At 42.3% G+C, this 13,715-nt stretch carries 12 protein-coding genes; 4 read left to right on the top strand and 8 right to left on the bottom strand.

The features are described 5' to 3' along the window. The 7 genes from ispC to rpsB form a co-directional block, all read right to left on the bottom strand. Complete coding sequence (ispC, locus tag PSH48_RS09510; RefSeq protein ID WP_273611489.1) at positions 1-1,206, bottom strand: 1-deoxy-D-xylulose-5-phosphate reductoisomerase; 1,206 nt, start codon at positions 1,204-1,206, stop codon at positions 1-3. Next, positions 1,203-2,069 carry a phosphatidate cytidylyltransferase gene (locus PSH48_RS09505; RefSeq protein WP_248450648.1) on the bottom strand — a complete coding sequence of 289 codons (867 nt, stop codon included), beginning with the start codon at positions 2,067-2,069 and terminating at the stop codon, positions 1,203-1,205. The genes ispC and PSH48_RS09505 overlap by 4 nt, the downstream gene beginning before the upstream one ends. A 21-nt stretch (positions 2,070-2,090) precedes the next feature. Further along, positions 2,091-2,870, bottom strand: coding sequence for an isoprenyl transferase (locus PSH48_RS09500; RefSeq protein ID WP_004586922.1), 780 nt, complete (start codon positions 2,868-2,870; stop codon positions 2,091-2,093). Positions 2,871-2,951: 81 nt separating this feature from the next. Beyond that, positions 2,952-3,509 carry a ribosome recycling factor gene (gene frr / locus PSH48_RS09495; protein ID WP_004586921.1) on the bottom strand — a complete coding sequence of 186 codons (558 nt, stop codon included), beginning with the start codon at positions 3,507-3,509 and terminating at the stop codon, positions 2,952-2,954. Between the two features lie 13 nt (positions 3,510-3,522). Next, positions 3,523-4,272: a UMP kinase gene (gene pyrH / locus PSH48_RS09490; RefSeq protein WP_039972186.1), complete on the bottom strand. Its 750-nt coding sequence runs from the start codon at positions 4,270-4,272 to the stop codon at positions 3,523-3,525. A 159-nt stretch (positions 4,273-4,431) separates the two neighbouring features. Continuing rightward, on the bottom strand, positions 4,432-5,283 hold the full coding sequence (tsf, locus tag PSH48_RS09485; protein WP_004586919.1) for a translation elongation factor Ts: 852 nt from the start codon (positions 5,281-5,283) through the stop codon (positions 4,432-4,434). Between the two features lie 105 nt (positions 5,284-5,388). Further along, entirely contained in the window at positions 5,389-6,117 is a 729-nt protein-coding gene (rpsB, locus tag PSH48_RS09480) for a 30S ribosomal protein S2 (protein ID WP_004586918.1), read from the bottom strand. A gap of 238 nt (positions 6,118-6,355) precedes the next feature. Between rpsB and map the strand changes: the two genes are divergently transcribed. The 4 genes from map (at position 6,356) to PSH48_RS09460 (ending at position 13,257) form a co-directional block, all read left to right on the top strand. Next, positions 6,356-7,174 (top strand): type I methionyl aminopeptidase, encoded by an 819-nt coding sequence (gene map / locus PSH48_RS09475; RefSeq protein WP_223230592.1) that lies wholly within the window; start codon positions 6,356-6,358, stop codon positions 7,172-7,174. Between the two features lie 267 nt (positions 7,175-7,441). Next, positions 7,442-10,060, top strand: coding sequence for a [protein-PII] uridylyltransferase (gene glnD, locus PSH48_RS09470; protein WP_024033810.1), 2,619 nt, complete (start codon positions 7,442-7,444; stop codon positions 10,058-10,060). A gap of 9 nt (positions 10,061-10,069) precedes the next feature. Continuing rightward, positions 10,070-10,897 carry a 2,3,4,5-tetrahydropyridine-2,6-dicarboxylate N-succinyltransferase gene (gene dapD, locus PSH48_RS09465; protein WP_273611436.1) on the top strand — a complete coding sequence of 276 codons (828 nt, stop codon included), beginning with the start codon at positions 10,070-10,072 and terminating at the stop codon, positions 10,895-10,897. Between the two features lie 329 nt (positions 10,898-11,226). Then, positions 11,227-13,257: a BCCT family transporter gene (locus PSH48_RS09460; protein ID WP_273611435.1), complete on the top strand. Its 2,031-nt coding sequence runs from the start codon at positions 11,227-11,229 to the stop codon at positions 13,255-13,257. 87 nt (positions 13,258-13,344) lie between these two features. Here PSH48_RS09460 and PSH48_RS09455 read toward each other — a convergent pair whose 3' ends face one another. Then, positions 13,345-13,689: a 4a-hydroxytetrahydrobiopterin dehydratase gene (locus PSH48_RS09455; protein ID WP_004586913.1), complete on the bottom strand. Its 345-nt coding sequence runs from the start codon at positions 13,687-13,689 to the stop codon at positions 13,345-13,347. Positions 13,690-13,715: the final 26 nt, after the last annotated feature.

Genomic DNA, 13,715 nt, shown 5'->3' with positions numbered 1-13,715 from the left:
TTAATGAGTCACTTTTGTTATTAGGTCCGCTGCACGTTGGCGGGCTTGTTGGTCACACGCTAATATTTCATCTAGGCTTTGTACGTTAGTGAATGTGGCCGCTTCAAGCGTTTGTGCATTAATTTTATAAATGTCAGTAAAGCCAATTTGGCCTTTTAAAAATGCCGCAACCGCTATTTCGTTTGCTGCATTTACCGTTGTGGTTGCGCCTTGCCCTGCGCTGCACGCATCAATAGCGAGTTGTAAATTTGGATAACGCGCAAAATCAGGCTTTGTGAACGAAAAATCACAAATATCCGAAAAGTTGAGTGGTTTTACACCCGCGTTAATTCGATCTGGGTAAGCGAGTGCATGTGCAATAGGTGTGCGCATATCGGGGTTACCCATTTGCGCTAAAATGGAGCCATCGTGGTATTGCACCATAGAATGAATAATACTTTGCGGGTGGATCACCACATCAATATCGCTGGTGTCACAATTAAACAGCCATTTAGCTTCAATAAATTCAAGCCCTTTGTTCATCATGGTGGCTGAATCTACCGATATTTTTTGCCCCATAGACCAATTAGGGTGAGCGACGGCTTCACTAACCGTTACCTCTTTTAAGGTATTTATATCGCGCGTTAAAAATGGTCCACCAGAGCCGGTAAGCAATATTTTACTTACGCCATGCTCTTGTAAATTTTGATCAGCGTTTGCGTTTTGAAGTGAATGAGGTAAGCACTGAAAAATAGCGTTGTGCTCGCTATCAATAGGTAACAACGTGGCTTTATGCTGTTTTACTTTATCAATAAACAACTGCCCTGACATAACCAACGATTCTTTATTGGCAAGCAGTACTTTTTTACCTGCTTCAACGGCGCTTAGTGTAGGCAGTAAACCGGCAGCGCCAACAATAGCTGACATGACGGTATCGACATCGGGATGCGCACATAAATCGCTCATAGCCTGCTGTGAATGCATTACTAAGGTTTGGCATGGCGTATTATTTAAATACGATGATAATTGCTCTGCAGCGCTTTGTGTGGCCATAACCGCATATAACGGTTCGTGCTCAATACACAGCTCAGCCATTTTTTTTGCATTGTGGCCTGCAGTGAGGGCAAATACGTTAAATAGCGCTTTGTTTCGCGCTATAACATCTAATGTACTTAACCCAATTGAACCTGTAGCGCCTAAAATAACAAGTTGTTGCTGTTGGCTCATAAACTCAAGGTCCATGCATAGCACATTACAAACATTGGGGCTGCTGCGGTTAAGCTGTCAATTCTATCTAAAATACCGCCGTGACCGGGTAAACAGCGACCACTGTCTTTTAGGCCGGCTTCTCGTTTAAACATGCTTTCGAGTAAATCACCGACAGCCGAAAACAAGGCTATAAAGGCGGTCATTACGGCATAAATAGGCCATACAGCAAAATCCACACCGGTAAAGTGACAAAAAGCTAAAACAAATACAATCGATGCAACCACACCGCCAGCTAGGCCTTCGATGGTTTTATTTGGGCTCACCTTTGGCATAAGCTTGTGCTTACCAAAACTTTTGCCTGTAAAGTAAGCCCCTACATCGGCGCTCCACACAATACCAAGTACCACTAAAATCAGTACCGAGCCAAAGTGCGTTGATTCAGCGTATTGCGCGCTACGTAAGGTATTGAGTGCAAGCCAAAGTGGGATTAAAGTAAGCAGCCCGGCAATGCCGCGCATTACCAAGCCTTCGTTCCATGCTTTGGCCATGGCTGGGTAGCGCCAAATTAAATAACTGGCCACAATCCACCAAGCAAACGAGAGCGTAAATAAGTAATTTGCATCCCCGACCAGCTGGCCGTTTTGCCACAGTGATTCAATCGGCCAATGTAAATTTAGTAGCGCCAATAACGCGCCAATTAACACCACAAACGCACCACGTTTTAATTTTGTGCATAGGCCCATAAAAGCAGACCACTCCCACGCGCCAAGTAAAACAATAATACCGGCAAAATAACTAAACAATGTTAGTGGAGTATAAAAAACCAAGGCTAGCGCTAACGGCGCTAATACAACCGAGGTTAAAATTCGTTGTTTTAACAAAATAGTGACCCTTATTCTATTTTAGGTTTGAGCGAGTAATTGTTTTATTTGTTCGCCCGTACAACCAAAACGTCGCTCTCTGGCAACGTAACACGCAATGGCCTCAGCAAATGCTGCTTCATTAAAATCAGGCCAAAGAGTTTCGGTAAAGTAAAGTTCCGCATAAGCAGCTTGCCATAGTAAAAAGTTACTAATACGAACATCACCACCCGTGCGAATTAGTAAATCCGGCTCCGCTTGGTCTGCCATGCTCATATGCTGTGCTAAGCGCTCTTCTGTAACATCCTCTGCCTTGAGTTGTCCGTTTGCAACTTGAAGTGCTAGTTGCTTTGCTGCATTTGCCATATCCCATCTACCGCCATAATTAGCGGCCACGTTTAAATGCAAACCGGTGTTATCTGCTGTTAGCTCATGCGCAGCGTTTACTTTGCTACGTAAACTTTCAGAGAATCGTGATAAATCTCCAATAATGGTCAGTTTTACATTATTTTTATGAAGCTTTTTTACTTCCTTTGTTAAAACAAACAAAAAAAGCTCCATTAAAGTGTTTACTTCGTCTTCGGGGCGGCGCCAGTTTTCACTACTAAAAGCAAATAAGGTTAACGATTGTATCCCTAATTTAGTACAAAACTGAACAGATTGACGAACTGCGTCCACGCCTTTTTTATGCCCGAACACACGAGGTCTATTTCTAGCTTGCGCCCAACGCCCGTTACCATCCATGATGATGGCAACGTGTTTAGGTAAACATTGCTGTGAAATTGTATCAGCGTCTAGAACCATAAATATTGAGTATTCCATAAAAAAACGCCGCCTAGTATACCCTAGACGGCGTTTCAAAACTAATATATTTCATAACCTGCATTGAGGTTATTTAGCTGTTTAGATTTCCATCAACTCAGCTTCTTTCGCTGTTAGTTGTGCATCCATTTCTTTGATAAATTTATCTGTAAGCTTTTGAATTGTATCTTCTGCTTGACGCGCTTCATCTTCAGAAATTTCTTTATCTTTTAATAAAGATTTTACATCGCCATTAGCGTCACGACGAATGTTACGCACAGCAACACGGCCGCTTTCTACTTCGCCACGTACAATTTTAATTAAATCTTTACGACGCTCTTCTGTAAGCGGAGGAAGTGGTACGCGAATTACTGTACCAGCAGACATAGGGTTTAAACCTAAGTCAGACGCCATAATTGCTTTTTCTACAGCTTGCGCTAAAGACTTGTCGAATACGCCGATAGCCAGCGTACGAGAGTCTTCAATCGTTACATTAGCCACTTGGTTAAGTGGTGTATCAGCACCGTAGTACGATACCATAATGCCGTCTAAAATTGCTGGGTGAGCACGACCTGTACGGATTTTTGATAGTTGACTACCTAGTGCTGCTACACTTTTTTGCATGCGCTCTTGCGCATCTTTTTGAATATCGTTAATCACGGTTTAATCCTAATTATTTGATTACTTCATCTGAGGCTTGTGAAGAGATAAGTGTGCCTTCTTCTTCACCCATAATTACGCGTTTTAAGGCGCCTGATTTATTCATGTTAAATACGCTCAATGGCATATTATGATCGCGAGCGAGTGTAAACGCCGCTAAATCCATTACTTTTAGTTCTTTATCAATAATTTCATTGTAGCTTAAGTGACGGTAAAGCGTGGCTTCTGGGTTTTTAACCGGATCATCACTAAATACGCCATCAACCTTAGTCGCTTTAATTACAGTGTCGGCTTCAATTTCAATACCGCGTAAACACGCAGCAGAATCGGTAGTGAAGAACGGGTTACCCGTACCTGCTGCAAAAATAACAACGCGGCCAGATTTTAATAAGCTAATTGCCTCAGCCCAGTTGTATGCATCACATACACCGTTTAGAGGGATTGCCGACATTAAACGACAATTAACAAATGCACGGTGTAGTGCATCACGCATTGCAAGGCCGTTCATTACGGTTGCAAGCATACCCATGTGGTCACCAACTACGCGGTTCATGCCAGCTTCTGCTAGTGATCCGCCACGTAAAAAGTTACCACCGCCGATAACCAAACCCACTTCTACGTCGAGTTCTACCAGCTCTTTAATTTCTTGGGCCATACGATCTAGCACTTTTGGGTCGATGCCGAAGCCTTCGTCTCCCATTAAAGCTTCACCACTTAATTTGAGAAGAACACGTCTAAAAATAGGTTTACGATTGATAGTCATAGTATTGGGGCCAACTTTTTATTAAATTATGGGTAAAAAATAACCGCGCTTATGATAAACATAAAAGCGCGGTTATTTTAAAGAATTTCTAAGCGTGACGCAAAAGCAAATAGTACTTTAATGGCATCTAATTTCCTTATGCATCACAAATAGTTAATCTTACTCGCCTTTTGCAGCTGCAATTTGAGCAGCAACTTCAGCAGCAAAATCTTCTTCTTTCTTCTCGATACCTTCACCAACTTCTACACGTGCGAAGCTAGTAACTGTTGCGTTTTTCTCTTTAAGAATTTCGCCAACAGATTTTTTAGGCTCCATGATGAAAGCTTGACCAGTAAGAGAAACCTCACCAGTAAATTTCTTCATGCGGCCAACAACCATTTTTTCAGCGATTTCAGCAGGCTTGCCTTCGTTCATCGCGATGTCGATTTGAACTTGCTTTTCTTTTTCTACAACGTCAGCAGGTACATCTTCAGGCGTTAAGTACTCTGGGTTTGAAGCAGCAACGTGCATTGCAATGTGCTTAAGTGTTTCTTCATCAGCAACACCTGCAACAACAACACCAATACGTTCACCGTGACGGTATTCAACAAGTGTTTCACCAGTGATGTACTGAAGACGACGTACGTTGATGTTTTCACCAATTTTAGTTACTAGCTCAACACGGTCTTCTTCAAACTTAGCTTGTAAGTCTTCGATAGTAATTGTTTCAGCGATAGCAGCGTCAGCAACTTTGTTAGCAAACGCTAAGAAACTTTCGTCTTTTGCTACGAAGTCAGTTTGACAGTTAACTTCTACTAGTACTGCAACACCATCGTTTTGCTTGATGATGATAGTACCTTCAGCAGCAATGTTACCTGCTTTCTTAGCAGCCTTTGCAGCACCGCTCTTACGCATGTTTTCAATCGCTAACTCGATGTCGCCATCAGTTTCAGTTAACGCTTTTTTACAATCCATCATGCCAGCGCCAGTACGCTCGCGTAATTCTTTAACTAGGGCAGTAGTTACAGCCATTAGTAAATCCTCAAATCTGAAATCAGGTATTAGATAAGCGGGTAAACCGCTCTACAAGAATAGCAAGTCTTCACCTTAAAAAGATGAAGACTTGATGACAGCTAATTACTCAGCTTCTACAAAGTCGTCTTTCTCAGCTTGAGCAACGATGTTGTTCTCACGACCTTCAGTGATAGCAGCTGCAACAGAGCTAGTGTAAAGGTTGATTGCACGGATAGCATCATCGTTACCAGGTACGATGTAATCAACACCGTCTGGGTTAGAGTTAGTATCAACGATTGCAACAACTGGAATACCTAGGTTGTTTGCTTCACGGATAGCAATGTGCTCGTGATCAGCATCGATAACGAAGATAGCGTCTGGAAGGCCACCCATGTTTTTGATACCGCCAAGGCTCTTTTCAAGCTTTTCCATTTCGCGAGTAAGCATTAACGCTTCTTTCTTAGTTAACTTCTCGAAAGTACCGTCTTGGCTTTGAGCTTCAAGGTCTTTAAGACGCTTGATTGACTGACGAACTGTTTTCCAGTTAGTTAACATACCACCTAACCAGCGGTGGTTAACGAAGAACTGGTCGCTTTGTAAAGCAGCTTCTTTAACTGCTTCGCTTGCTGCGCGCTTAGTACCAACGAAAAGAACTTTACCTTTGTTTGCAGCAGCACTTGATAAAAACTTAAGTGCGTCGTTGAACATTGGTACTGTTTGCTCAAGGTTGATGATATGTACACGGTTACGTGCGCCGAAGATGAAAGGCTTCATCTTAGGGTTCCAGTAACGTGCTTGGTGACCAAAGTGAACACCAGCTTGAAGCATATCGCGCATTGAAACGTTTGCCATTTTGTAAATCCTCTATGTAGTTTAGGGTTAGGCCTCCACATATCCCATAGCACCAACACCGAAGTATTTAAACTTCAAATGCACCCAAGTGTATGTGACGATACGTGTGTGTGTTAAAATAAAATTGTGTTTGCCTTAAATACAAAAAATCATTTAAGAATTTATTTGTAAAAAGACGGCGCGCTTTATACCATATTAAAATTAAATACTCAACGTCGCGTGCAAAATTTGTGCGACGATAAATGTTAAAAAACGCAACTTTGGAGCCTCAATGAGCGCTGTGATCAAGACCCCTGAAGAAATTGAAAAAATGCGTGTAGCCGGGCGTTTAGCGGCAGACGTACTTGAAATGATTGAACCACATGTAGTGCCAGGTGTGACTACTGATGAGCTAAATACAATTTGTCATGATTATATTGTAAATGTGCAAGATGCTATCCCTGCGCCACTAAATTACCACGGTTTCCCTAAGTCGGTATGTACCTCTGTAAATCATGTAATTTGCCACGGTATTCCAAATGACAAACCGCTAAAAGATGGCGATAGCGTCAACATTGATGTAACCGTAATTAAGGACGGTTACCACGGCGACACCTCAAAGATGTTTCATGTAGGTACGCCTAACATTCAAGGTAAACGCCTTGCACAAGTAACGCAAGAAAGCTTATACCTTGCTATTAAAATGGTAAAACCAGGTGTGCGTTTAGGCGATATTGGTGAAGCAATTCAAAAATACGCAGAGAGCTTTAACTACTCAATTGTACGTGAATACTGCGGCCACGGTATTGGTAGCGAATTTCATGAAGAGCCTCAAGTAATGCACTACGGTAAAGCAGGTACTGGCGAAACACTTAAAGCCGGTATGTGTTTAACAATAGAGCCAATGGTTAACGCAGGTAAGCGCCAGTGTAAACTTTTAAAAGACGAGTGGACTGTAGTTACACGCGACCGTAGTTTGTCTGCACAGTGGGAACACACCCTATTAGTGACTGAAAATGGTGTTGAAATTTTAACGCTGCGATCAGATGATACTATCGACAGGATTATCGAACACTAATAAATACCGAGCCACTTGATAAAAGTATTTAACCTCTAATCGGGTTAATATATTTAATAACATACTGAATTATATGTAATATTTAATTTATTTCCCCCAAGCTGGGGATTTTCAGTGAAAACAAATCGAATTGTCGCGTCAAATAGCGAGCCTATTTGCAAATGGATTCAACACTGTTAACACTGAAAATAGCCGCTGGGGATTGACTTATTACTTAACGTTCAGGTTATTTATCAATGCTAACGGTTCAATAAGGAGCCAGCCCACGTGGCATTACCCAACAAAGTAAAAAAGTTGCTTAGCGATGCTGAGCAACTGAGCGATTATCGCGATTGTTCTAGCTATTTTTATAAGTGGTTACATAACGAATTTTCTAAGCAACCAGTTGGTAATTTAATTAATGCCCGGGCTGAGTTTATAGACCGCCTGCTAATTAAACTGTTTCATGTTTACGATTTAGCTCACGAGCCTGATCTTGCCCTTATTGCCGTGGGCGGGTACGGCCGTGGCGAGCTACACCCCTACTCCGACATTGACTTTTTATTGCTTGTTACGCAGCCGCCTAGCGAGCAAATATGCGAAAAAATAGGCCAGTTTGTTACCATGCTATGGGATCTCAATTTAGAGATAGGCCACAGTGTGCGTACCATTGAACAAGCCATAGAGCAAAAACGTGAAGACGTTACCTTTGCCACCAGCTTGCTCGAAAGTAGGCTCATTTTTGGTAATCACATTGAGTTTGAAAAACTCAAAACGCATATTATAGAAACCCCTGTTTGGCGCTCAGGCGAGTTTTTTGTAGCCAAAGTGCAAGAGCAAAACCTACGCCATAAAAAGTGCCACGGTACTGCTTACAACCTAGAGCCAAACATAAAAGAAAACCCCGGTGGTCTACGCGATTTACAAACCATTATTTGGGTTGCTAAAAAGCACTTTAGAGCCGAAACCCTACAAGAGCTAATTAGCCACGGCTACTTAACGCATGAAGAGTTTCAGGAGCTTTCGGAGTGCCTAGAAAACCTTTGGAATATTCGCTTTGCACTGCATTTAGCCGCTGGGCGCTCAGAAAACCGTTTGTTGTTTGACCATCAACCACACACAGCTGAAATACTTGGCTTTGGTAGCGATGGTAAAGCTTCGGTTGAGCGTATGATGAAACGCTTATTTAGAATAATGAGCCGCGTACGCGAGCTTAATCAAATGCTGCTATCGTACTTTGAAGAAAGTATTATGCCAGAGAGCAGCGAAGCGCCAGTGATTGAGTTAGACAAAGACTTTGAACGCGTTGGGCACCAAATTAGGGTAAAAAACCCATCGGTATTTTTTAGACGCGATCAACTTTTTGTTTTGTTTGAGCATATTGCCGACAACCCCGAAATTACCCATATTTACCCAAGTACTATTCGTACCATTAGGCAAGTACGCAGGCGCCTATTAGGTGACTTACAAGATTACGCAGCGTGTCGCGAGGCATTTATGCGTATTGTAAAACACCCAAACGGCATGGGCCGCGCATTCACGCTCATGCACAAACACGGCATGTTGGCCGCGTATTTACCACAATGGCGTAATATATTTGGGCAAATGCAATTTGACTTATTTCATGCCTACACCGTAGATGAGCACACCCATAAATTAATCAATAATATTTACCAATATTTTGATAAATCTAAAGTGAGTGAGTTTCCTATTTGTAGTGAAATAGTAACCCGTATGGATAAGCCTGAACTGCTTTATTTAGCAGGTATTTTTCATGATATTGCTAAAGGGCGTGGCGGCGATCACTCAGAGCTAGGCTCAGTGGATGCCATTGCTTTTTCTAAATTACATGGCTTCCCATCATCTGATGGCAAGCTTATATCGTGGCTAGTTGGTAACCATTTACTTATGTCGGTTACTGCGCAGCGTAAAGACATAAATGACCCAGGTGTTATTAAAGACTTTGCTTCGCGCGTAAAAACAGAGCGCCAACTCGATTACCTCTATTGTTTAACCGTTGCCGATATACGCGCAACCAACGACAACTTATGGAATGATTGGAAAAACACTCTACTACGCGAGTTATACTTGCATACTCAGCGCGCATTACGCCTAGGGCTTGAAAACCCAATGGATCAACGCGACCAAATACGCGATAAAAAACACCAAGCTAAACAGCGCTTACTTAATTTGGGCTACCTAGAAAACCAAATTGATTTAATTTGGAGCCGCTTTAAAGCCAATTACTTTACTGCCTTTAGCGAGCAGCAAATATCATGGCAAACCGAGCACCTATTAAAATGCGCAGACTTAAGCCTACCCAGTGTCATTGTTTCTGATAAAGCAATGCATGGCGGCACGCAAGTGTTTGCTTATAGCCCATATTCTGGGCCGTTATTCGCTCGCTTAGTTAGCGTAATTGGCTCTAAAAAAGCGCAAATACAACACGCTCAAGTGCTTACTACCAAAGATGGCTATGCCCTATTTAACTTTGTAATACTTGAAGTGAGCGGCGACCCTATTGCAAGTAGCCGTGCTCAGTCAATTAAACGTGGGCTTGAGCAAGCACTTAGCGAACCACGCAAAAAAATACGCTTTAAAAAGAATCGCTCACAACGATTTAAAGACTTTAATATTAAACCTAAAATAGTGCTGCGTCCTCATGCACGTAAAGATCGCAGCCTAATAGAAATTCAAGCTGTTGATATACCCGGTTTACTTACTAAAATTGCCGAAGTTTTCCAAGCGCATTTATTACACATTCACGCAGCCCGTATTACAACGGTAGGTGAACGTGCAGAGGATTTCTTTGTCGTATCAAATAACGAATACCAAGCGCTGACTGATGAAGAGCAAGCCAAAATTCATCAGGCATTACGTAAAAAATTCAACGCCGAAACAGAATAAGGACACACCATGTCAGATTTAAAAACTATGATAGAAAACGCCTGGGACAACCGCGATAGCATTAGCCCAAGCAGTGTATCTAGCGATGTAAAACAAGCGATTATTGACGCACTAGAGCTTCTTGATAGCGGCGCTGCACGCGTTGCTGAAAAAATATCAGGCGAATGGGTCGTACACCAATGGCTTAAAAAAGCCGTTTTATTATCGTTCCGTATTCGCGATAACCAACCAAAGAACGACGGCGTAAACCAGTTTTACGATAAAGTACCGCTTAAATTTAGCGACTACACACCGGAGCAATTTCAGCAAGGTGGCATGCGCGTAGTACCAAATGCTGTAGCACGTAAAGGCAGCTTTGTAGGTAAAAACGTCGTACTTATGCCATCGTATGTGAACATTGGGGCATTCGTAGATGAAGGCACCATGGTTGATACATGGGCAACTGTTGGCTCGTGTGCACAAATTGGTAAGAACGTACACTTATCTGGCGGCGTGGGCATAGGCGGCGTTTTAGAGCCACTACAAGCTAACCCTACCATCATTGAAGACAATTGTTTTATTGGCGCACGTTCTGAAATTGTTGAAGGCGTAGTAGTAGAGGAAGGCGCTGTTATTTCAATGGGCGTTTACATTAGCCAAAGCACCCGTATTTACGACCGTGAAACCGGCGAAATTCACTACGGCCGAGTACCAGCAGGCGCTGTAGTTGTGCCAGGCGCACTACCATCAAAAGATGGCACTCACAGCCTATACGCTGCAATCATCGTGAAAAAAGTTGATCAACAAACACGCGAAAAAGTAGGCATCAACGCCCTACTACGCTCAATTGATGATTAAAAGAAGCGATAAGCTTTTAGCTGTAAGCCCTAAGCTGATTGGTGTTAAACGTAGGTTGGGTTGAGTGAAACGAAACCCAACAACACATTAAAGTTTAGTGTTTTAGCTAAATTTAGAAAGCTCTAAGCCCTTTGGGTTTAGAGCTTTTTTGTTTAGATTAGAGTTTATCTCTTAAATAGCTAAACCGTTGGGTTTCTCTGTGCTCAACTCAACCTTAATTCAAAGCAATATACGTATACAAAACAAACGACTGAATTAGCCAACACACCCAAGATATAATAAGGTAGTAAAGCATACTTGAAAGTTAGCAATTAATATTAAGGATTAATATGACAAAAACTGCTTTACGCTCAACTATTTTGCTACCGGTATTTTTGCCCGCGGTATTTATTATTCTGCTTTTGGTCATTGGTACAAGTAGTAACCCTGAACTGGCAGGGCAAGCATTCAGTGTCGCCCTCAAGTGGATAACAGAAACCTTTGGCTGGTTTTATATGTTATCAGTTGCCATCTTCTTAGTTTTCATCGTTTGTGTTGCCGCCTCCAGCTGGGGAAATATCAAGCTGGGTCCTGATCATGCGCAACCCCAATACAGCTTTGGTGAATGGTTTGCCATGCTATTTTCGGCCGGTTACGGAGTCGCATTACTTTATTTTGGTGTAGCAGAACCCGTGCTCCATTATGCATCTCCGCCGGCAGGCGCCGCAGAAACCGTTAATGCCGCTAAGCAGGCTATGCAAATTGCATTTTTTCATTGGGGTTTTCATATATGGGCAATTTATGGGATTGTTGGTTTAGTGCTTGCTTACTTTGCATTTCGCCACGGCCTTCCGCTGTCTATTCGCTCAGCCTTGTATCCACTTATTGGTGATAAAATATATGGCCCTATTGGGCACACTGTTGATGTGTTTGCCATATTAGGCACGCTATTTGGTATTGCCACAACGTTAGGACTTTCGGTTACTCAAATTAATGCCGGGCTGCACTACTTATGGCCAAGCATCCCTATTAATACCACGGTACAAATTACCGCTATTGTTATTATTACCGCAGCGGCAACGTTTTCTGTGGTGGCAGGTATGGAAAAAGGTGTGAAGCGTTTATCTATAATAAACATGACACTCGCCGTATCATTAATGGCCTTTGTGTTTTTTATTGGCCCGACTATTCATATTCTTGAATCGTTTTTACAAAATACCGGCAGCTACCTCAGCGGTATTGTTGAGCGTACTTTTAATTTACAAGCCTATAGCCGTAGTGATTGGATTGGTAACTGGACTCTATTTATATTTGGCTGGACAATAGCGTGGGCACCCTTTGTTGGTATGTTTATCGCTAAAATTAGCCGCGGCAGAACCATTAGGCAATTTGTTGTGGGCGTGATGCTAGTTCCGACTATTTTTACCTTTTTATGGTTTTCTGTATTTGGCGATACCGCGCTAAATTTAATAATGAATGAAGGGTTTAATACTTTAATAACCGATGTTCAAGCAAACCATGCCGTTGCGCTATTTCAATTATTTGAAGTGCTACCGTTATCGTTTATTATTTCGCTACTAACGGTTATCTTAATTATTACCTTTTTTGTAACCTCATCTGACTCGGGCTCTTTAGTTATTGACTCCCTCGCCTCTGGCGGGAGTATTGATACGCCAGCATGGCAACGGGTGTTTTGGGCTGTGCTTGAAGGCGCTGTGGCTGCTGTTTTATTAGTAGCAGGTGGGCTAAGTGCACTGCAAACCATGACAATAGCCAGTGCCCTACCCTTTGCTATTATTATGCTTATTGCAACCGCGGGACTTTGGCGCGCACTTACCATTGAAGGCCATCGCGATACGAGCTTACAAGCACATGCGCTCAATAGCCGTAATGTTAACCTATCTCATTGGAAGCGCCGGTTAGCCGCTATGGTTAATTATCCGAATAAGGAAAAAGTGCATACCTTCATTAGTAGTGTGGTGGTACAAGCAATGCAAGCTGTTCAAGCAGAATTAAAAGCGCGCCAGTGGCATGCCGAGGTAGATTTTGATACTGACTTAGGCCGCGCCCATTTAACCGTACTACGCCATGAACATGTTGATTTTGTGTATGACATTCGTCTTACTGAGCACCCAATGCCAAGCTTTGCCTACACAGAGCTAAAACCGGATGCTGATAACTCCGAGATGTATTACAAGGCAGATGTTTTCTTGCGCCGCGGTGGATTATCTTACGATGTGTATGGCTACAGTGAAGATGATATTGTGAAGGACATTCTTGATCAATTTGAGAATTACTTACACTTTTTAGGTAACAGCCCAGGGGAACTTCCGTGGGATATGGCCGAACACGATGACATGTTAAATAGCGACAAACCTTAAATAAGCGCTTTAATTAACAGCGCAATTTTGATGCAATAAAAAAGGCACTTAAAAGTGCCTTTTTAATCTGCTCAATTAATTTTTTAATTACAGCGCGTTAAATACGTCGTCTGTTTTAGCTGCGCAAATAAAATCGTTTTTGTGTAGGCCTTTAATTGAATGGCTCCACCACGTTACGGTTACTTTGCCCCACTCGGTTAATAAACCAGGGTGATGGCCTTCATCTTCTGCCATATCACCTACTTTATTGGTAAACGCCATAGCTTGCTTAAAGTTTTTAAACTTATAAACACGCTCAAGTTGCATAATGCCGTCGCGTACCTCTGGTACCCAGTCTGGAATTTTTGTAATAAGTTGGGCAAGCTCTTCCTCAGATACCTTTGGCGCATCTACGTGGCAGGCTTCGCATTTTTGTTCACTTAATGAAGACATTTTAAATCCTTACTTTAGCGTTTCTT

The organism is Pseudoalteromonas sp. Angola-4 (assembly GCF_028599265.1).
GTDB lineage: Bacteria > Pseudomonadota > Gammaproteobacteria > Enterobacterales > Alteromonadaceae > Pseudoalteromonas > Pseudoalteromonas atlantica.
This window is presented reverse-complemented; position numbering and strand designations above follow the sequence as displayed.

Excerpts from the sequence above, each read along its gene's own strand:
- ispC (WP_273611489.1), bottom strand. The coding sequence starts at position 1,206 with ATGAGCCAACAGCAACAACTTGTTATTTTAGGCGCTACAGGTTCAATT.
- PSH48_RS09500 (WP_004586922.1), bottom strand. The coding sequence starts at position 2,870 with ATGGAATACTCAATATTTATGGTTCTAGACGCTGATACAATTTCACAG.
- pyrH (WP_039972186.1), bottom strand. The coding sequence starts at position 4,272 with ATGACTATCAATCGTAAACCTATTTTTAGACGTGTTCTTCTCAAATTA.
- tsf (WP_004586919.1), bottom strand. The coding sequence starts at position 5,283 with ATGGCTGTAACTACTGCCCTAGTTAAAGAATTACGCGAGCGTACTGGC.
- rpsB (WP_004586918.1), bottom strand. The coding sequence starts at position 6,117 with ATGGCAAACGTTTCAATGCGCGATATGCTTCAAGCTGGTGTTCACTTT.
- dapD (WP_273611436.1), top strand. The coding sequence starts at position 10,070 with ATGTCAGATTTAAAAACTATGATAGAAAACGCCTGGGACAACCGCGAT.
- PSH48_RS09460 (WP_273611435.1), top strand. The coding sequence starts at position 11,227 with ATGACAAAAACTGCTTTACGCTCAACTATTTTGCTACCGGTATTTTTG.
- PSH48_RS09455 (WP_004586913.1), bottom strand. The coding sequence starts at position 13,689 with ATGTCTTCATTAAGTGAACAAAAATGCGAAGCCTGCCACGTAGATGCG.